This window comes from Sulfitobacter sediminivivens, from assembly GCF_042611115.2.
Classification (GTDB): Bacteria; Pseudomonadota; Alphaproteobacteria; order Rhodobacterales; family Rhodobacteraceae; genus Sulfitobacter; species Sulfitobacter sediminivivens.
Genome location: NZ_JBHGAR020000001.1, coordinates 283,714 through 302,523, shown reverse-complemented (window position 1 = coordinate 302,523; position 18,810 = coordinate 283,714). Strand labels below are relative to the sequence as shown.

At 54.6% G+C, this 18,810-nt stretch carries 17 protein-coding genes and 1 pseudogene; 8 read left to right on the top strand and 10 right to left on the bottom strand.

Annotated features, from left to right (window positions below):
* Positions 1 to 26: 26 nt before the first annotated feature.
* Both ACEWL3_RS01415 and dapE read right to left on the bottom strand, forming a co-directional pair.
* The gene (locus ACEWL3_RS01415; protein ID WP_386177252.1) at positions 27 to 605 is read right to left on the bottom strand and encodes a TIGR04282 family arsenosugar biosynthesis glycosyltransferase; all 579 of its coding nucleotides are present in this window, start codon (positions 603 to 605) and stop codon (positions 27 to 29) included.
* A gap of 94 nt (positions 606 to 699) precedes the next feature.
* A complete protein-coding gene (gene dapE, locus ACEWL3_RS01410) occupies positions 700 to 1,845 on the bottom strand; it encodes a succinyl-diaminopimelate desuccinylase (protein WP_386177251.1) in 1,146 nt (381 codons plus the stop codon).
* A 273-nt stretch (positions 1,846 to 2,118) separates the two neighbouring features.
* Here dapE and ACEWL3_RS01405 point away from each other — a divergent pair, with 273 nt between their 5' ends.
* From ACEWL3_RS01405 to ACEWL3_RS01390, 4 genes are all read left to right on the top strand, one after another.
* Complete coding sequence (locus tag ACEWL3_RS01405; RefSeq protein WP_386177250.1) at positions 2,119 to 3,699, top strand: Hint domain-containing protein; 1,581 nt, start codon at positions 2,119 to 2,121, stop codon at positions 3,697 to 3,699.
* A gap of 2 nt (positions 3,700 to 3,701) precedes the next feature.
* Positions 3,702 to 4,796, top strand: a complete 1,095-nt coding sequence (locus ACEWL3_RS01400; protein WP_386177249.1) for a Hint domain-containing protein — start codon at positions 3,702 to 3,704, stop codon at positions 4,794 to 4,796.
* A gap of 108 nt (positions 4,797 to 4,904) precedes the next feature.
* On the top strand, positions 4,905 to 5,471 hold the full coding sequence (locus ACEWL3_RS01395; RefSeq protein ID WP_386177248.1) for a helix-turn-helix domain-containing protein: 567 nt from the start codon (positions 4,905 to 4,907) through the stop codon (positions 5,469 to 5,471).
* A gap of 26 nt (positions 5,472 to 5,497) precedes the next feature.
* Positions 5,498 to 6,463 carry an NAD(P)-dependent oxidoreductase gene (locus ACEWL3_RS01390; protein ID WP_386177247.1) on the top strand — a complete coding sequence of 322 codons (966 nt, stop codon included), beginning with the start codon at positions 5,498 to 5,500 and terminating at the stop codon, positions 6,461 to 6,463.
* 253 nt (positions 6,464 to 6,716) lie between these two features.
* Here ACEWL3_RS01390 and ACEWL3_RS01385 read toward each other — a convergent pair whose 3' ends face one another.
* Complete coding sequence (locus ACEWL3_RS01385; protein ID WP_435000479.1) at positions 6,717 to 7,616, bottom strand: DMT family transporter; 900 nt, start codon at positions 7,614 to 7,616, stop codon at positions 6,717 to 6,719.
* Between the two features lies 1 nt (position 7,617).
* Positions 7,618 to 8,031 carry a MarR family winged helix-turn-helix transcriptional regulator gene (locus ACEWL3_RS01380; RefSeq protein ID WP_386177245.1) on the bottom strand — a complete coding sequence of 138 codons (414 nt, stop codon included), beginning with the start codon at positions 8,029 to 8,031 and terminating at the stop codon, positions 7,618 to 7,620.
* Positions 8,032 to 8,149: 118 nt separating this feature from the next.
* On the opposite strand from ACEWL3_RS01380, the pseudogene ACEWL3_RS01375 reads away from it, so the two are divergent.
* Positions 8,150 to 8,566: pseudogene (locus ACEWL3_RS01375) on the top strand (tyrosine-type recombinase/integrase); the annotation flags it as partial.
* A 325-nt stretch (positions 8,567 to 8,891) separates the two neighbouring features.
* Here ACEWL3_RS01375 and ACEWL3_RS01370 read toward each other — a convergent pair.
* Complete coding sequence (locus ACEWL3_RS01370; protein WP_386177244.1) at positions 8,892 to 9,221, bottom strand: TRAP transporter small permease subunit; 330 nt, start codon at positions 9,219 to 9,221, stop codon at positions 8,892 to 8,894.
* A 29-nt stretch (positions 9,222 to 9,250) separates the two neighbouring features.
* Between ACEWL3_RS01370 and ACEWL3_RS01365 the strand changes: the two genes are divergently transcribed.
* Positions 9,251 to 9,382: a hypothetical protein gene (locus tag ACEWL3_RS01365; protein ID WP_435000478.1), complete on the top strand. Its 132-nt coding sequence runs from the start codon at positions 9,251 to 9,253 to the stop codon at positions 9,380 to 9,382.
* Positions 9,383 to 9,755: 373 nt separating this feature from the next.
* Here ACEWL3_RS01365 and ACEWL3_RS01360 read toward each other — a convergent pair whose 3' ends face one another.
* The 5 genes from ACEWL3_RS01360 to ACEWL3_RS01340 all read right to left on the bottom strand — a co-directional run bounded on the left by ACEWL3_RS01360 (position 9,756) and on the right by ACEWL3_RS01340 (position 16,072).
* Positions 9,756 to 10,841 carry an ABC transporter ATP-binding protein gene (locus ACEWL3_RS01360; protein WP_386177242.1) on the bottom strand — a complete coding sequence of 362 codons (1,086 nt, stop codon included), beginning with the start codon at positions 10,839 to 10,841 and terminating at the stop codon, positions 9,756 to 9,758.
* Positions 10,842 to 12,515, bottom strand: coding sequence for an alpha-glucosidase (locus ACEWL3_RS01355; protein WP_386177241.1), 1,674 nt, complete (start codon positions 12,513 to 12,515; stop codon positions 10,842 to 10,844).
* Positions 12,516 to 12,530: 15 nt separating this feature from the next.
* Positions 12,531 to 13,679, bottom strand: a complete 1,149-nt coding sequence (locus ACEWL3_RS01350; protein WP_386177240.1) for a carbohydrate ABC transporter permease — start codon at positions 13,677 to 13,679, stop codon at positions 12,531 to 12,533.
* A 16-nt stretch (positions 13,680 to 13,695) separates the two neighbouring features.
* Complete coding sequence (locus tag ACEWL3_RS01345; RefSeq protein ID WP_386177239.1) at positions 13,696 to 14,703, bottom strand: carbohydrate ABC transporter permease; 1,008 nt, start codon at positions 14,701 to 14,703, stop codon at positions 13,696 to 13,698.
* Between the two features lie 82 nt (positions 14,704 to 14,785).
* Positions 14,786 to 16,072 carry an ABC transporter substrate-binding protein gene (locus tag ACEWL3_RS01340; protein ID WP_386177238.1) on the bottom strand — a complete coding sequence of 429 codons (1,287 nt, stop codon included), beginning with the start codon at positions 16,070 to 16,072 and terminating at the stop codon, positions 14,786 to 14,788.
* 243 nt (positions 16,073 to 16,315) lie between these two features.
* Here ACEWL3_RS01340 and ACEWL3_RS01335 point away from each other — a divergent pair, with 243 nt between their 5' ends.
* Both ACEWL3_RS01335 and ACEWL3_RS01330 read left to right on the top strand, forming a co-directional pair.
* Positions 16,316 to 17,359, top strand: coding sequence for a LacI family DNA-binding transcriptional regulator (locus tag ACEWL3_RS01335; RefSeq protein WP_386177237.1), 1,044 nt, complete (start codon positions 16,316 to 16,318; stop codon positions 17,357 to 17,359).
* 3 nt (positions 17,360 to 17,362) lie between these two features.
* Positions 17,363 to 18,685 carry a GH1 family beta-glucosidase gene (locus tag ACEWL3_RS01330; RefSeq protein WP_386177236.1) on the top strand — a complete coding sequence of 441 codons (1,323 nt, stop codon included), beginning with the start codon at positions 17,363 to 17,365 and terminating at the stop codon, positions 18,683 to 18,685.
* Positions 18,686 to 18,810 lie beyond the last annotated feature (125 nt).

The following is an 18,810-nucleotide window of genomic DNA, read 5'->3' as shown; positions in this document are numbered from 1 at the left end:
GTGCCTCAGGTAGCACGCGCATGGTGTCACGTCATGGTCAAATCGATCACTTCGTCCACGTCACGCAGTGTCGCAATATCAGCAATGCGGTACCCCGGCATGGTCGCCTTGGTATCGGCAAGCGCATGTTCGCTGGACCAGCGGACATCTTTGAACAACATCGGCGGTTGTCGCCGCGGATGTTTCAGGCCGATCAACCAATATCCACCATCGGGCGCAGGGCCAAACACCGCATCATGTGCGCCCAACGTCTGAAAAGCCTCTGCAATATGACGCCGCCTGATGCCGGGAACATCGGCCCCAATGACGCAAGCCGGGCCGCGCACGACCTGCCCCAACATCCGCGCCATACGATCCCCCAGATTTCCGCGCCCTTGCGGCCATCGGGTCAGATGGCCGGGCCAAACGCGGCTTTGCAGCCCTTCGATGTCGGGGGCCACTGCCAAGACCACATGCCAACGCGGGTCCTGCATGCTGCGGATCAATCGGCGCGTCTGGTGGCGAAACCACCACGCCGCCGCCGTCATCCCGATATCGTGTCCCAACCGGGTTTTAACCCTGCCGGGGTGTGGCTCTTTGACCATGATGATCAGGGTAGGCTTCACAGCATTTGCACCGTGCCCCGGTGCGATGCTTTGACAGCCATCCACCGCCACACTCTACGCACCAGAATATCATCGGTCTGCACAATGCACACGTTCACGCAAAGTAGTCTTTCAGGATGCGGCCATAAATCGCCTTGAGTTTATGAATGTGTTCCACCCGCACATGTTCGTCGACCTGATGCATGGATTGCCCTACAAGACCAAATTCCACCACCGGGCAATGCGCCTTGACAAAACGTGCGTCAGAGGTGCCGCCACTGGTCGACAACGTGGGCGTCACACCTGTTTCAGCGGCAACCGCGTTTGACACCATGTCTGACAGCGGTCCGGGAGGCGTGATAAAACTTTCCCCTGAAATCTTAACCTCTACCTCAATCTGAACCCCAAAGTTTTCGCGAACTTCCTTGGCCTGTTGTTCCAGCCATGTGGTCAGGCTCGCCCCAGAGTGCAGGTCATTGAAGCGAATGTTGATCGCTGCTGTGCAGGCCGCTGGAATGACGTTGGTGACCGGATTGCCGGTGTCGACCGTGACAACAGCCAAAGTGGACGCGTCGAAATGGTCCGTTCCCTGATCCAGCTCATGGGATGCCAATTTATCCATCAATCGGACCATTGCAGTCAGCGGATTGTTTGCCCGGTGTGGATAGGCCGCGTGGCCCTGTTTTCCTACAACGCGAAAATGTGCATTCATCGATCCACGGCGGCCAATTTTCATCATATCGCCCATGGTTTCAGGACAAGTTGGTTCCCCCACAAGGCAGACATCCATACGTTCGCCATGATCTGTCATATAGTCCAGCAAGGCGGTGGTGCCGTCGTCAGCATCGCCTTCCTCGTCGCCGGTGATTGCCAAAATGATCGACCCATCAGGCGGGGTTTTGCGCACGAAATCAACCGCCGCTGCCGCAAACGCCGCAACGCCCGATTTCATGTCGGTGGTGCCGCGGCCGTACATGACGCCGTCTTTTACTTCGGCTCCAAACGGCGGCATCGTCCAATCCGCTTCGTTCCCGATCGGAACAACATCGGTATGTCCGTTAAACCCAAAGGACCGGGTGTTGCCTTTGTTGCCCCACCGGGCAAACAAGTTCCTGATGCCACCACGATCCGCCCAAACGCAGTCAAAACCCGCATCGCTAAGCAGATCATACAGGATTTCCAGCGCCCCTTCGTTTGCAGGCGTTACAGAGGCGCAACGCACCAGTTTTGCGGTCAATTCAGCAGGGTCGACGCCAGACATTTCGGATCCTTTGTTTGGGGGAACGTGTGTTCGACCCTTTTTGTGGCGAAAAAAGTGAAGTGCCAAGGGGGTGGATGCAGGAAAAGCTTAACAGTTCCCCATGTCTCGTGTTATGAATTCATTAATAATATGACCCGAGGCAGGGCATCAGCAGTGTAGTTCGCGTCTAGCACCTGAAAACAGGGCAGACGGATCATCAAATCAACTAATGACATGGGGTAAATCCGTGTCGCGCTGACTGTGGCCACCTCGAACAAAGGTTGGGACACAGAAATGGTTGCAGCGTCGGAACTTCCGATTGACACGGTCCGCGAGGGCACGACGGCCATGGATATGGCGAATGCCATCTTTGGCAATGGCGTCACTGTCACCGGGGCAACCTTTATTGGCGATATCGACAGCGCCGGCATCTACTCGGGCGGGCTGTCGACTTCGCCGGGCGTCGTACCGGGAGACACCGGCGTCATATTGTCGACGGGCAACGCAGAAGATTTTACCAATTCCAATGGTCAAGCCAACCAAAGGGCCAACACCTCTACAAACACATCCGGCACAAACAACAACCCCCAGTACAACGCAGCAGCTGGCGCGCGTACCTATGACGCGGCAACGCTGGATATTGATTTCATCCCCGACACCTCGGTCATGACGATGCAGTTTGTGTTTTCTTCCGAAGAGTACCCTGAGTTTCAGAATTCAATTTATCAGGATTTTGTGGGCGTCTGGATCAATGGCACCCTTGTTCCGATGGACGTGGGCAATGGTGATGTTGACCCCGGCAACGTCAACACCTCGAACAACATCAACATGTATGTGTCCAACCAAAACTCTCAGGCAAACACCGAGATGGACGGGTTCACCATCACGCTGACCCTGACCATGTTCGTCAACCCTGGGGTTGTAAACTCCATGCGGATCGCCATCGCGGATGTGTCTGACAGCAGCTACGATTCAAATCTTCTGATCGCTGGAGACTCTGTTCAAACTGATCTGGTTGCCATTTCTGACGCCGTCAATGTATTTCCCACCGGACAGAAAACCATCGATGTCTTGGGCAATGATATCAACAATGGTGTCGGTGCGCTGACGATCACCAAGATCAACGGCCAAGGTGTTTCAGTCGGGACCCTTATCACCCTGCCGACGGGTCAGACGGTGCAACTGAACGCGGACGGCACACTTACTGTTACCGGTGACGGTGATGTCGAAAACTTTAATTTCACCTATTCGATCGACAACGGGACGAACACGGACGTTGGCTTTGTTAACGCGACAAGTGTCCCCTGTTTTGTTGCCGGTACGCTCATCGCAACCCCCGATGGCGAATGCGCAGCAGAGTTGTTGCAACCTGGTGATCTGGTGATGACAAAAGACGATGGTCCCCAGCAGCTACGTTGGATTGGCACACGTCACGTTGAAGCAAGTGGTGATTTTGCCCCAATTCACATCCGGGCGAACACCTTTGGTAGACACCGTGATCTTCTGGTGTCGCCCCTCCATCGTATCTTGATCCGCGACAATCTGGCGGAACTGCTGTTCGGCGAAGCCGAGGTTCTGATCGCCGCACGTGACCTGGTGAATGACCGGTCGGTCCTGCGTCGTGAAGGAGGCGAGGTGTGCTATGTTCATCTGATGTTCGACCGGCATCAGGTCGTGTTTTCCGAAGGATTGGAAACAGAAAGCTTTCTGCCCGGCCCGCAGACAACCAAAAGCTTTGAGGCGGACATCGTGGACGAAATTTGTGCGATATTCCCCGAAATGGATCCCGATACCGGGAAAGGGTATTCGCCAGCTGCACGTCGGACACTCAAAAGGTACGAAGCCCACCTTTTGCGCGCGACACAGGCGGCCTGATCATGACATGGCTTGCCCTCACTGATCACGATGACCGTCGCTTTTCCCTTCGCGGGTTGGGGTCAGATAAGAAAGACACCCCCCTGCTGGCGGATGACCCGCGTGCGATGCTGACACGTGGCACGATCATGTTTGAAACACGATTGTCTGCGGACGGGCGACCGCAGGTTTTGTTTGGCTATAAAACAACACATCCTTGGTTGCGCAGCCTCACGTTTCAGGCGATCCCTGGTGGCGGGGTCGCGATGGTTCAGGTCCAGGGCAAGGCGATCACCCATGCCGCAATCCAACATGAGGATGCGGGCCGCACCGATGTTGTACGCATTACTTATTCCTGGGACAGCACCGCAAAATGGGGACGCATGACGCTGGAACAACCCGAAGACATGCAAGTTGTCAGCGTTGCCGTTGAAAACCCGCGTCCCCTGTCTCTGGATGACATACGCGACCTGATGCTGGGCCGTGGCGATCAGACATTTGCCCCAGATATGATATTCGCAGCGCTCTCAAATCAGATTGAGCCGATTGGTCCGATGCCCACACTTCTGCCCGACACGCCATTGGCGACTCCTCTCGGGTACAAGAAAGCCGGACAGTTGCAGCGTGGCGATACCGTTTTGACCAAAAGTGCCGGCATCGTCCCTGTTTTACAGCGGGTCAGCAGGATGGTCCCTGCGCGCGGCAGCTATCAGCCCATCCGCCTGCGTGCGCCCTACTTTGGCCTGCAGCAGGACATCATCGTATCCCCGGATCAGCGCCTTGTGATCGATGGACCAGAAGTCGAGTACCTGTTCAGCCAGGAAGCCGTATTGGTGCCTGCACGTCATTTGGTGAACGGATTTGCCGCGCTTAATGAACCTTGCGGTCCGACCATCTGTTACTCTCAACTATTGTTGCCGGGTCATGAGACAATGCTGGCGGCGGGTACGGCATTGGAAAGCCTCTATATTGGCCGCATCCGACGCAACGCGACCCATCTGCAAAGCAGTATCCTGCACACATTTGATCGCAGTGGTTTACCTGAACACGGTCGGCCCGGGCATCACGTCTTGCGGTGGTATGATGCGATCCACCTTGCCCGCCAGCGGGCAGCCTAGCGCAACAGGCTGTTGCGCACCGGGTCTCAATTGCCTCTTTCAAATTTTCAGTTCTCTGCGCACATTCATGAAATTGCTATGAGCCTGAAAAAATGAAAGTGCCGCCCTTTGCCTGCTGATTTGGAAATAGGAGAACGTCTTGCCGCGCGCCTCAAGGAAGAGCGGAAGAAGAAGGGACTGAGCCTTGAAGCACTGGCACGGCTTTCGGGCGTTTCACGATCAATGCTGTCACAGATTGAGCGCAGCGAATCCAGCCCAACAGTGGCAAGTCTTTGGAACCTCACCCGCGCCTTGAATGTTGATTTCGCCGGGCTTTTGGATGAAAGCGCCGATGCGCCGCGTTCCATCAAAGAAGTGGTGCGCGCCAACGAGATACCCCAGATCAACAGCAAGGCAGGTGGTTGCATTATCCGTATCCTAAGCGCCCCAGAAGATGTCGGACAGACCGAAGTCTACGACATTGAATTCAAAGATAACGCTCTGTTGGACAGCGCGCCCCACAAAGCAAATTGCGAGGAACATCTGACCGTGCTTGCAGGAACCGTACTGGTCCGCTCAGATGAGGAAACTGCGTTGGCAGAAGTGGGCGACACCCTGCGCTACCGTGCTGATCGGGATCATTCAATTCAGGCCAAAGGGAACGCACGGGTGATATTGATCGTGAAAAACGCCTGAGCGCTGGCCATCAAAAGGATTAGGTAATGAAAATTGGATTTATCGGACTTGGGAACGTTGGCGGCAAACTTGCCGGGTCTATCCTGCGCAATGGGTACGACCTGACCGTGCGGGATCTGAACCAGGACTTTGTGCAGGACTTTGTTGCCCGTGGTGCGGACAGTGCGGACAGCCCAAAGGAACTCGCTGAAAAGTGCGATGTCATCATCACCTGCCTGCCATCGCCTGCCGCCTGTAGCGACGTGATGGAGGCCGCTGATGGCGTGATCGCCGGGCTGAGCGAAGGTAAGATCTGGGCCGAGATGTCGACCACAGACGAGACCGAGGTTAAACGCATCGCCGAGCTGGTGCGCGCCACCGGTGCCGCCCCCATCGAATGCCCGGTTTCGGGCGGTTGCCACCGTGCCGCCACAGGCAATATCTCGATCTTTGCGGGCTGCGACCGGGATACTTTTGAGCGCATGTTGCCGATGCTGACCACTTTGGGCCGGCGCGTGCTGCACACGGGTCCTATCGGATCCGCATCTGTGCTCAAGGTGATGACCAACTATCTGGCCACCGCCAACCTGCTGACGCTCTGCGAGGCGATGGTGACGATGAAAGCCGCGGGCATGGACATGGCCACCACCTATGAGGCAATCACGATCTCCTCGGGCACGTCCTTTGTCGCGGAAACCGAAGGTCAGGTCATTTTGAACGGCAGCCGCGATATTTCGTTCACCATGGATCTGGTGCTCAAGGATATCGGCCTGTTCCACAAAATCGCGGAACAGCATGACATCCCGCTCGAAATCAGCCCATTGATGATCGACATCTTCAAAGATGGTCAGACACGCTATGGCAGCCGCGCGCAGTCTGACGACATCATTCGCCGCTTAGAAGATGCCACGGGCCTGTCGATTCTGGCAGATGGGTTCCCGGCCGAGATGACCGACGATGAACCCGAAGAGCCGGGGTATGAAGTGGTGCCGCGTGGGCCGAACGTCAGATAACTCTGACCTTCAAGTCACAAACACGGTCAAAATGAAAAAACGAAACCTTCAGGTAGGATGCGGCGCAAGTTGGTTGTGAGCCGATTTTGTGAATTTGATTTTCTCGCTGTACGCGCTCGCAACACGAATTTCTCTGCACACGCGCAGATTCACGTATTGCGACACAGCGGCGATTCCGGTCATTCGAGCATCGCGCAGCATTTTTTGAGGTGGGAATTTCAGGTTGCGGGACAAACCAGCCGTTCGACCAAAGTCAGCTTTGCGACTTTGGACGTTTGTTGACCAGTATGACACCCACAAAGATAAGTGCCGTAGCAAGGTAATCAAAAGCAACAATAGCCTCACCGAGAAACAAAGCACCAAGAACGAGAGCGACGACTGGCGGGACATAGGTCAGTGCCGACGCACGCACCGCACCAAGCTCGCCAATGACGTAATAGTACAACACATAGGCCAATCCTGTTCCCAAGAAGCCCAGGCCAAAGACCAGAACCGCAAATGAGGTTTGATCATCGTAGAGCGCACCAAGCCCGGCTTTGTCCGTGATAGCCAACAAGATCAGCGCGGCAAAGCCAAGCTGATAGGTTGTGAGTGCGGCAGGCTGTAGGTCGAGCGGTGTTACAAACTTGCGGGCATAGACAAAGGACACACCCAGGCTGAACGACCCAAGCATCATCCATAACACGCCTAGCACGTAGCTGTCGCCGAGGCCGCCCGAAAACGGTTTCGCAATCAGGGTCACACCAATCAAACCAACGAGCAAACCCAGAACTCGATTGATGGTTAGCTTCTCTTCAGGAAGGAACAGAACAGCCGCAAGAAGTGAAAAGAGTGGAATTGATGCACTGACCGCGCCTGCCAAACCCGATTCCAAAAGAGCCGTTCCTTCGGCAAAGCCGTAGAAATAGAGCGCGGCAGCAAGACAGGCCATTACGACAAAATGGATGCTATGCCTCAAATGCGAAAGCTTTAGCTGTCTCGTGATCAACGCGTAGGCCGCAACTGTCAGGAACCCGGCAATAACACGCACCAGTGCAACCTGCATTGGGGTGACGGTCTCGGTTGACCATTTGATGAACACGAAATTCGTGCCCCAAATCAGTCCAAGCAAAAGCCAAGCCAGACCGGCACGATTGATTATAGAACGCCCCACTTCAGGACGATAATCTTGCGATTGCGTTCAGTGCGCGTCGAAATTCGGGGAGCTCAGATAATGCCAGTTCGTTCAGAACCTGCTTTTGTGCCTGCGCCCAAAACGGCATGACACGCTCAATTGTGTCGTGCCCCACAGCGGTCAGCTTTGCGATTTTTGATTTCCCCGTCGGGGCATTTTCCACCTGCACAGCACCGCTTTCAATCAGAGGCTCGATTGTCCGGTATAGCGACGTGCGCTCCATCGCTAGGTCATCGGCCAGCCGAGACAAAGTAACCGCTCCATTCCTTTCGAGCGCCCGAAGAATAGAGAGTTGCACGATGCTGATGCCTGTTTCGGACAGAGCATCTTGGTAGTGCCGAAATAGAACGCGATTTGCCTTCCTCACGGCGGTAAAGATGCACTGATCCATCATGGTTAATCCAATTTGATGTGGCTACATCATGTATCTACATCTATAATGAAAAGCTTTGCAACCTTTCTTATCCCTAACTGAAAATGCGGACATTGGTGAATGTGAAGCGTTCGACACTTTGGGCAAAGATGATCGCGTTCGCGAACCGGCTCCGGTGATCCAAAGCTAGACCAAAAAGCTTATTCAGTTCGAACTAACCGAAACCACCCGCGATACCGTCATTGCGTGGGATAGATCACCCAAGATGATCGGGTGCCGCTTCATGTCCGCGAACCGCTTTCGCGACCGCTCGCATATCTCAACTCGTCAGTATGGTCGGCTTGTCCGCGATTGGGTGACAACGATCGGATTGGAATAGAGTGACTACCGCGCCCATTCACTTCGACGGACCAAAGCTGCAGAAATCTACCGCAAGATGGGCAACCTTCGCGCTGTACAACTTTTGCTTGGCTACACGAAGGTCGATAGCACGGTGCGTTACCCCGGCGTCGAGTTGGAAGATGCTTTTAGTATTGCCGAGCGCATCGACATCTAAACCATGTTGGCGGACGGTACTTGACGTTCGCCAATTTGGAAAAGGCCCAGGATCAAGTTGCGGCGCAGGCGAAGTGCGAGCCCACAGTGACGGCTTCTGCGATACAAGGGAACGTCCGCAAAGCTAGTAGTCCAGATGTTCTGACTTGGGCCGCTAGTTGTCCGGCACGGTGTCACGAGATTGACGGTAGATTCCCGCTTTCAGGCGTAAGCTGTCCTCTAAGATCGAGGCAATCGCGGCCACGCATACGAGGAAGCCGCAGATTGGCACGATCGCGATGGCATATTTTTGGCATGTAGTTGGGCTTGAAGACAATGCCGCCATCTTACCAGGCAAAATACCACATCTCCCAGTACTTGCCGCCCATGGTCGCCACCGCCTCGATCCCCCAGACGATCATCACGATCCCGAGGCAGAAGATCACGGCGGTCCAGAACTGCTGGACCAGGAACGCCGCTTTCGGGGCAACCAATTGTAAATCATGTCGAGTGCGATGTGGTCCTTGTCCCGCACCGTCAAGGCCAGCGCAAAAAAAGACCAGCCAGATGTTGCTGAGCACGGTCAGAAGGTCGCCCCAGATGGGTGGGTCCTTGAAGACAGAGCGCATCACGACGGAGTAGACCGTGAAGGATAAACGTATATCGTCTGATGCCATACGAAGTGATTGGGCGTCTTGATAAATCGATGCGCGAACACACCGAGATAGACAACGCGATCCTCAAGCAGCGCGGCATGGATGCCAACAATTTAATGCGCAAACACGTGATGCTACAAGGCAGGCGTCTGCCCCAGTTGCTTAAAGCAATGGAAGACTGACACCTGTGAAACAACTTGGAGCATCGTGTCGGTAATAGAATTGATTGATCCCGACAGCGGCAACCCGTCATCCATGGCGTTAAGTTTCGAAAGCAGACTTTGTCGCGATGCATACCAACTGATGCTTTGTCAGTGTTGTGTGAATTGGCCCGCCTTAAATGCTGCAATGTGCACGAATGGTCGCAATGCGAATGCTGCGCTACGTCTACAGTAGATGCAATGAATAGCCAGTAAGGGCCACTGTGACGATTACACTGGCCTTTAGAAGATGGTAGTGAGCCAAAGTTCTGGCATGATGAAAAAGGGTGCTGAGATACCAGTTACCCACTTCTATGTTCGCCGCAACTGGGCCGCCATGACAGCGAGCTGATGCCTAACGATAAACAAGCGACTGTCCGTTGTGGAACACCTGCACCTTTTCAGGGACTGCGTTAAGGCGGATTGAGGTGCCGCGCACATTGTTGTGCACGCCGGGAAGCTTGCCAATCACGGCATTGCCCGCGTCCTGTTCTTCAAAATATAGCAAAGTGACTTCGCCTAACGCTTCGGTGAAATTCACGACACCTTCGAACAAGAAATCACCAGAAGCCCTGACAAGGTCTTCTGGCCGGACCCCGATGTTCACGCGTATGCCCATGTCGTCCTTTTCAGTTTTGACGGCAGAGACCGCCGTGCCGCCGCCGTCAAGTTTCACTGTTGTTTGCACACCGGTCTTGACCACCTCGCCCGGCAACAGGTTCATTGCAGGTGAGCCAATGAACTGGGCCACAAATTCGTTTTCGGGACGTTCATACAAGTCCAATGGCGTGCCAACCTGGGCGATGCCCTTGTCAGCCAAAACAACAATGCGACTGGCAAGGGTCATCGCCTCGACCTGATCATGGGTAACATAAATCATGGTTGAATCTGGCATCTGCTCTTTGAGCTGCGCAATTTCGATGCGGGTCGCGACACGCAGTGCCGCATCGAGGTTCGACAGCGGTTCGTCAAACAAATAGACCTTTGGGTCACGCACAATCGAACGGCCGATTGCAACGCGCTGCCGTTGACCGCCAGACAATGCCTTGGGCAAACGGTCCAGATATTCGGTCAGTTGCAGCTTGTCCGCCGCCCGCTTAATCGCCGCATCAATATCCGCAGGGCTTTTCTTGGCAAGCTTCAGAGCAAAGGCCATGTTGTCGCGCACTGTCATGTGGGGGTAAAGAGCGTAAGACTGAAATACCATCGCAATGCCACGTTCAGACGGGGGCACATTGTTGACCACTTGACCGTCAATTTCCAACGTCCCGCCAGAGATCTTTTCCAGACCTGCAATCATCCGCAGCAGGGTGGATTTGCCGCACCCTGATGGCCCCACAAACACGATGAGTTCGCCTGTGGTAATATCCAGATTGATATTCTTGAGGACTTCGACGTTGCCATAGGTTTTGGCAACTTGGGTCAACTTGAGATTGGCCATTTACGTTTCCTTTTGATCAATGGATCGTTTGCTGATGCATGCCTGCCAAGGGGCAAGGGCAATTGTCCCGCCTTTGTCCGTTTCGGCAGTGTCCATATCGGGGGCCAGATTGGCCCAGTTATCTGTGGGCAGGTCAACGGTCGCCGGGGCCTCGGAGAGATTGAAAGCACAGAACACCTCTTCGCTGCCCAATATGCGCGAAAAACTCAGGACGTCGTCTTTGACTGTCAGATTTGATAACGATCCTTTGGCCAGCACGGCGTTTGATTGACGCAAGCCAATGGCCTTTCGATAATGGTGCAACATTGCCGAGGGGTCTGCCTCTTGCGCAGCAACAGAGAGGTTCAGATGTTCAGGGCTGACCGGCAGCCATGGCTTGCCAGTGGTGAACCCGCCGTTTTGATTGGACAGCTCCCAGGCCATGGGGCTGCGGCAGCCGTCGCGGCCTTTGAATTCCGGCCAGAATTCAATGCCATAGGGATCTTGCAGGTCCTCGAATGCGATGTCGGCTTCGGGCAGGCCCAATTCTTCACCTTGGTACAGACAGACAGAACCGCGCAGGCACATCAGCATTGTCACAAACAGGCGTTGTGCTGCGGGGGACAGAGCCCACCGGCTGGCATGGCGCATGACGTCATGGTTTGAAAACGCCCAGCAGGCCCACCCGTCGGCGGCAACATCCGCGACCTTGGCGAACACTTCCGCGATCCGTTCCGCAGTTGGTTTTTCCTTGGCCAAAAGCTCGAAAGCATAGCACATGTGAACAAACTCATCGCCACTTGTGTATTGGCCCAAAATCTCCAGCCCGAACTGTGCATCACCCACTTCGCCCACTGCGGCCTTGCCGGGATATTCATCCAGCAGCGCGCGAAAGCGGCGCAAAAAGGCAAGGTTCTCAGGTTGGTTCTTGGAATAGATATGTTGCTGGTGGTTGTAAGGATTGACCGACGGCGCGATGTTGGCATTGCGTTTTTCAGGGGGCAGGGCAGGATTATCGCGCAGCTGCTTGTCGGCAAAGTAAAAGTTGATGGTATCAAGCCGAAATCCATCTACGCCCCGGTTCAACCAGAAACGGGTTGCATCCAGCAGGGCATCTTGCACGGCGGGTGTGTGCAAATTTAGATCAGGCTGACTGCTCAGAAAATTATGCAGGTAATACTGTTCGCGCCGGGGGTCCCAGTGCCACGCCGGCCCACCGAAGATCGACAGCCAGTTGTTCGGGGCTGTTCCATCGGGTTTTGGATCAGCCCAGACATACCAATCTGCCTTGTCGTTTTCTCGGTCCAGTCGGCTTTGTGCGAACCAGGGATGTTGGTCGGATGAATGCGACAGCACCAGGTCGATCATCACTTTGACGCCGTGATCATGCGCGGTGGCAATCATTTCATCGAAATCGGCCAGTTTGCCAAACATCGGATCGACATCACAGTAATCGCTTACGTCATACCCAAAATCCTTCATCGGAGAGGTAAAGAATGGCGAAATCCAAATCGCATTCACTCCAAGTGACGCGATATAGGGCAGGCGTTGCACGATGCCTTTGAGGTCGCCAATACCGTCACCATCGCTGTCCTGAAAACTGCGTGGGTAGATCTGATAGATGACCGCGCCACGCCACCAGTCTTGATCGACCACGGCTGTTTCAACGGTGTTTGGTTTTACAGTCATGTTCATCCGCATGTCTTTCGCTTACTTGACGGACCCGGCCAGCAGGCCCCGGACCAGATATTTTTGCATGGCAAAGAAAACCGCCAACGGCACAGCGATTGAGACAAAGGCCGATGTCGCCAGAATTTCCCAATTACCGCCACGGGTGCCCAACAGCTCAACGATTTGTTTGGTCATCACCGTGGTTTCCCCGGTTGAATCGATCAGGAACACCAGCGAGACAAGCAGGTCATTCCACGTCCAGAGGAACTGAAAAATCGCAAAAGAGGCGAGGGCCGGAAAGGACAGGGGCAGGATGATTTTCACAAAAACCTGAAAATCAGTTGCTCCGTCCACGCGTGCGTTCTCGATGATATCGCGGGGCAGGCCCACCATGTAGTTGCGCAACAGATAAATCGCCAGCGGCAGGCCAAATCCAGTGTGTGCCAGCCAGACGCCAAGATAACCCTTGCCGATGCCAACCTCGTTGTGGAGCTTCAAAAGCGGGATCAGCGCCAATTGTAACGGCACCACCAAAAGCCCAACCACAGCTGCGATCAGCAGCGCACGACCCGGAAAATCCATCCAGGCCAACGCATAAGCGGCAAAGGCCGCAATCAGGATCGGGATGATCGTCGCCGGAATCGTTACTGTCAGCGTGTTGAAGAATGCCTTTGCCATGCCTTCCCGATTTGTTGGATCAAACAGCACTTTTTGATAGTTTTCCAAGGTGAATTCCGGGGGCGTCTTGGCGGTCACAAATACCCGTGTGCCCCTGCTGCCCGTGAATTCTTCGGCGTTTTCCATACGGTAGTCGCCGTTGGCCTGAACCGTGACCGTACCGCCTTTGTTAAGCTCGGCCGTATCTCCTGGGACGTAGGTGTCGATCTCGCGGGACGACAGGCCCCATGCGGAAATCTCTGCATCGCTGGACTCGCCAAAGAGATTCCCTTCAATCACATATACGCCGTCTATCAAGAGCTGCGTTTCCGGGTCTGCGGATCGCAATGTCAGGTTCTGTTCCGATGGAAACATGGAGTTCCACCAGCCCGAGGTCGCAATCTGGTCGGAGGTGCGAAATGATGACACCAACAAACCGACAGTCGGAAAGAGCCACAACATCACCAGCACGGCAACCGAGATGTGAACGGCCCAAGTCAGGCTCGATTTTGTTCCTGCAATATTATCCATTGTTTTGCCCTTTCCCTCAGCGCATTTCTTTGCGTGCGCTATAGACGTTCCAGACCAGGATCGGCGTCACCAACAGCATGATCACCATGGCCGACGCCGACCCCACGCCCCAATCATTGGCACGGAACATTTTGTCATACATGTAGTTTGCCAAAACCTGCGTTTCCCACTGCCCATTGGTCATGGCGTAAACGATGTCGAACACCTTGAGCACGACGATGGTGATCGTTGTCCACACTACAACGATTGTGGGGATGATCTGGGGGGCTTTGATCTTGAAAAACACCTGCATCGGGTTGGCCCCATCCACAATTGCAGCCTCAATCGTTTCCTCTGGAATACCGCGCAGGGCGGCGGACAGGATCACCATGGCAAATCCTGTCTGGATCCAAATCAGTACAGCCATCAGAAAGAATGAATTCCACAGCGGTATCGTCAACCATTGTTGCGGCTCATCGCCACCAAAGGCCAGATAGATCGCGTTAAGAACACCAATCTGGTCTTGATCAACGGGCCGCGTGTCATAGACGAGTTTCCAGATAACGGCAGCGCCCACAAACGAAATAGCCATCGGCATAAATATCAGTGATTTTGCGATGTTGCCCCACCGGATGCGATCAGTGAGCTGTGCCGCCAAAAGCCCGAAAGCCGTTGAAAATGCGGGTACAATAATCAGCCAGAGGAAGTTGTTCTTGAGGGCCTCCCAAAACTTTGGCTCACCCAGCATTTGAGTATAGTTGGCAAGACCAACGAACTTGTAGCCACCGCCCGGAATACGCTCTGTCACTGACAGGCGGATCGTTTCAATCACCGGGTAGGCAAGATAGAGCCCAAGGGCGATCATAGCAGGCGCAAGAAACAACCAGGGACGGATCATATTCGCCTGATTGATGTTGCGTCCGGCGTTCGGACCTCGCGGCGGAAACAGCACCTTGTCGAGCAACTGATTGGAAAAATAGAAATACCCAACACAGCCACCAACACCGATAAAAATGGTCATCAGACCTTGTAGCGCTGGATGCATGATCCCCTCCCCGAGACTGTCATGAAGTGGTGGAACAATCCGGGGTCATATCGCCCGGATTGTTCGTTTTTGTGTGCCCCGCTTACTTCAGGGCGTCCCAAGAGTTTTGGATTTGGGTCGCGACTTCAGTGGCATCTTTACCGCCCGCATAGTCAACCATCCCGGTCCAGAACGAGCCCGCACCAACACCACCCGGCATCAGGTCTGACCCGTCAAAGCGGAATGTGGTCGCGCCCAACAGGATGTCGTTCATCTTTTTCAAGGTTGGATCGCTGAACACGCTGGTGTCCACGCCTTTGTGTGGCGTCAGAAAGCCTTGGCGTGCCATCCAAGTTTCATGCGCGATGGGTTCGCGCAGCCATTCAATCAATGCCTGTGCGCCAGGACTATCGTTCGTGATGCCCCAAACGGTGCCCGCCCCCAAGACAGGGGAGCCGAGGTCCTTGTCCGCATAGGCCGGGAAGTAGAAGAAATCGGCGTCTTCACCAACAACCGTACCTTCAGGAAAGAACGCCGGGATAAATGACGCCTGACGGTGCATGTAGCACTGCGGTGGCGAGCTGAATAACCCTTTTGGGCTGTCGCGGAAGTCGGTGGATGCGACCGCACCGGCACCACCAGCAACGTAGGCGTCATTGCGGGCAAACGCGCCAAATTCTTCAATCGCCGCGACCACCTTTGGATCGTTGAACTTCATCTCGTTTGACACCCAGGCATCATAATCCGCGGGGGATTGTGTGCGCAGCATCATGTCCTCGACCCAATCGGTCGCAGGCCAGCCCGTCGCGCCGCCAGACCCCAGACCGATACACCACGGCGTGCCGCCATCGGCCACAATCTGATCTGTCAGTGCTTTGAGGTCTTCCATGGAGGTTGGGACTTCGTAACCCGCATCCTCAAAGTTCTCAGGTGAATACCATACCAAAGACTTTACATCGACCTTGTAGAAAAAACCGTAAAGTGCCTCTGCGCCATCGGCCCCGGCAAATGTTCCCAGATCGACCCAGGATTGACCGGCCGCATAGTTTTCGCGGACCCAGTCGTCGGTGTCAGCGGTAAGAGGCGTCAAAAAGCCTGAGGCGGCAAGGTCAGCGGCCAAGCCGGGCTGTGGAAAGACGGCGATGTTTGGGGCTGATCCCGCTTCGGTATCAACGCGAATTTGCTGTTCAAAGCTGTCAGAACCAACATAGCGCACATCTGCGCCCGTGGCTTTTGCAAATTCGGCCAACACGGCTTCGACGTTCACCTGATCTGGGCCAAGCCACGGACCAAATACTGTCACCTGTTCGCCGGCCAAATGTCCGTCCGCATGGACCATGCCAGAGGCCAAAGCCAAAGTAGCGGCACCCGCATAAAGTACTCGTTTCATGTGTTCCTCCCAAATTGCGCTGCGCGCAGATTATTTAGTGGCGATTCGGATCTAGCCAAAGCGCTTTGGATGGCGGGATAATCACAAGTTGACTGGCGTCCGTCAAGGGAAATGTATTGTACTTGCATGCAGGTATGCCTAAATCTTGATTGTCAACTCGGTGACATCCCAAAACTTTCCTTTGACCTGATCCTGAGATGTCCGTAGAAAGGGGCAATAACCAAAGCGCTTTGGCGGTAAGAGATGAACCTTAAGAGACTGGCAGAAATTCTTAATCTATCGCAAACTACGGTCAGCCGGGCGCTAAATGGCTATTCTGATGTAAGCGAGGCCACGCGCGCAAGGGTGCAGCAGGCGGCAGAACAGTATGACTACAGGCCCAGCATGCGCGCCAAGAGCCTTGCCACCGGGCGGGCGATGGCCATTGGTCATGTCATTCCGGTCACATCAGGTCATGAAATGGTCAATCCGGTCTTTGGCGACTTTATCGCCGGTGCGGGCGAAACCTATTCCGCGCGTGGTTATGATACGCTTCTCAAGCTGGTGCCAGATGGCGATGAAGAACGGGTTTACCGCGACCTGAAATCACGGGGGACAGTGGACGGAATTATCGTTCACGGCCCGCGTATGAATGATCAGCGGATCGCACTTTTACATGAAATTGGATTGCCTTTCGTGGTGCATGGCCGCGCCTCGGACATTGAGGGCGGGTATTCGTGGCTGGACGTGAACAACAAAAGTGCGTTTCAGCGGGCAACGAAATTCCTGCTTGATCTGGGGCACAGCCGCATCGCTTTGATCAATGGATTGGAAGAGATGGATTTCGCCCATCGCAGGCGAAATGGGTATGTGCAGGCCCTTAAGGATCGGCATATTGACCCGGATCCAGCGCTCATGCGCAGTGAGGAAATGACCGAGATTTATGGCTATCGCTCGGCCCGCGAGATGCTGAGCCTACCAGCTGCGCCAACGGCTTTTTTGACCTCTTCAATGATCTCGGCCATTGGCGTGCGCCGGGCATTGGAAGATGCGGGGCTTAAAATGGGGCGGGATGTGTCGGTCATTACCCATGACGACGATCTGTCGTATCTCAAAAACGGTGAGGGGGTACCGATCTTTACGGCCACCCGGTCTTCTGTGCGCGATGCAGGTCGCGAATGTGCAAAAATGCTGCTTGATTATATTCAAGATCCTTCAATGGAACCGGTCACGCGTCTTCTCGAGGTGGATTTGACGGTTGGTTATTCAACAGAACCGGTATCTCGGCACGCCTTGGTACAGGGGTAAGAAATGCAATTCAAACGCTCAGACTTTCCAGCCGGATTTCAGTTCGGAGCCGCAACGTCCAGTTACCAGATCGAAGGCCACGCCTATGGGGGTGCTGGAAAGACCCACTGGGACAGCTTTGCCGCGACACCTGGGAATGTTGTGCGTGCGGAAAATGGCGATATAGGCTGTGATCATTATCACCTGTACGAACAGGACCTCGATCTGGTTGCGGCGGCCGGGTTTGATTGTTACCGATTCTCGACCAGTTGGGCGCGTGTGTTGCCAACGGGTCGCGGTACGCCAAACCCTGAGGGGCTGGATTTTTACGACCGTCTGACCGACGCCATGCTGGAACGCGGGCTAAAACCCTGTGCCACTCTTTATCATTGGGAATTGCCGTCACCGCTGGCCGATCTGGGGGGTTGGCGGAACCGTGATATTGCCGGGTGGTTCGCCGATTTCACCGAAACCATCATGGGGCGCATTGGCGACCGGATGTACAGCGTGGCCCCAATCAATGAGCCTTGGTGTGTCGGGTGGCTGTCGCATTTTCTGGGCCATCACGCGCCGGGATTGCGCGACGTTCGTGCCACGGCACGGGCAATGCATCATGTATTGCTGGCGCATGGTAGTGCAATCCAGACGATGCGCGGACTGGGCATGGAAAACCTTGGTGCGGTTTTTAACATGGAATGGGCAACACCCGTCGATCAAACGCCACAAGCCACGCAGGCGGCAGCGCTTTATGATGGCTATTACAACCGCTTCTTTCTGGAGGGTGTCTTTAAGGGCCGCTATCCGGACAATGTGATGGAAGGGCTGGGCCCACATATGCCGGACGGCTGGCAAGACGATTTCGACACCATTGGATCGCAAGTCGACTGGTGCGGTATCAATTATTACACCCGCAAGATGCTCGCACCCAACGATGGCCCCTGGCCTGGACATCACGAGGTCCCCGGCCCGTTGCCCAAAACTCAGATGGGGTGGGAAATATACCCACAAGGGCTGCGTGATTTTCTGATCAGAACAGCGCAGGAATACACTGGTGAATTGCCGCTTTATGTTACGGAAAATGGCATGGCAAATGACGATCATTTGGTGGATGACGTGGTGAATGATCAGGCCCGTATTGATTATCTGAGCAGCCATGTCGCGGCGGTCAAAGAAGCGATTGCGGCGGGTGTGCCCCTCAGGGGCTATATGGTCTGGTCTTTGATGGACAATTACGAGTGGGCGCTAGGCTATGAAAAGCGGTTTGGCTTGGTACATGTCGATTTTGAAACGCTCCGGCGCACACCAAAGGCGTCCTATATGGCCCTAAAGTCCGCACTTTCAGGTTGAGACGCCAGAATTAGGCCTGATCAGAGTGGTCTAAGCTCAGCCTAAATCACACCTGACCTGTCCAGATAGTAAATATATGAACATTGTTCAAGGTATGGAATTACCCCGTTTCAATGGCGGCTTTT

Bases quoted from the DNA above. Each gene is read 5' to 3' on its own strand.
- ACEWL3_RS01370 (WP_386177244.1), bottom strand. From the start codon at position 9,221: ATGGCATCAGACGATATACGTTTATCCTTCACGGTCTACTCCGTCGTG.
- ACEWL3_RS01355 (WP_386177241.1), bottom strand. From the start codon at position 12,515: ATGAACATGACTGTAAAACCAAACACCGTTGAAACAGCCGTGGTCGAT.
- ACEWL3_RS01330 (WP_386177236.1), top strand. From the start codon at position 17,363: ATGCAATTCAAACGCTCAGACTTTCCAGCCGGATTTCAGTTCGGAGCC.
- ACEWL3_RS01360 (WP_386177242.1), bottom strand. From the start codon at position 10,841: ATGGCCAATCTCAAGTTGACCCAAGTTGCCAAAACCTATGGCAACGTC.
- ACEWL3_RS01365 (WP_435000478.1), top strand. From the start codon at position 9,251: ATGCGCGAACACACCGAGATAGACAACGCGATCCTCAAGCAGCGCGGC.
- ACEWL3_RS01345 (WP_386177239.1), bottom strand. From the start codon at position 14,703: ATGCATCCAGCGCTACAAGGTCTGATGACCATTTTTATCGGTGTTGGT.
- ACEWL3_RS01405 (WP_386177250.1), top strand. From the start codon at position 2,119: ATGGTTGCAGCGTCGGAACTTCCGATTGACACGGTCCGCGAGGGCACG.
- ACEWL3_RS01340 (WP_386177238.1), bottom strand. From the start codon at position 16,072: ATGAAACGAGTACTTTATGCGGGTGCCGCTACTTTGGCTTTGGCCTCT.
- ACEWL3_RS01400 (WP_386177249.1), top strand. From the start codon at position 3,702: ATGACATGGCTTGCCCTCACTGATCACGATGACCGTCGCTTTTCCCTT.
- ACEWL3_RS01335 (WP_386177237.1), top strand. From the start codon at position 16,316: ATGAACCTTAAGAGACTGGCAGAAATTCTTAATCTATCGCAAACTACG.
- ACEWL3_RS01350 (WP_386177240.1), bottom strand. From the start codon at position 13,679: ATGGATAATATTGCAGGAACAAAATCGAGCCTGACTTGGGCCGTTCAC.
- ACEWL3_RS01390 (WP_386177247.1), top strand. From the start codon at position 5,498: ATGAAAATTGGATTTATCGGACTTGGGAACGTTGGCGGCAAACTTGCC.
- dapE (WP_386177251.1), bottom strand. From the start codon at position 1,845: ATGTCTGGCGTCGACCCTGCTGAATTGACCGCAAAACTGGTGCGTTGC.
- ACEWL3_RS01380 (WP_386177245.1), bottom strand. From the start codon at position 8,031: ATGATGGATCAGTGCATCTTTACCGCCGTGAGGAAGGCAAATCGCGTT.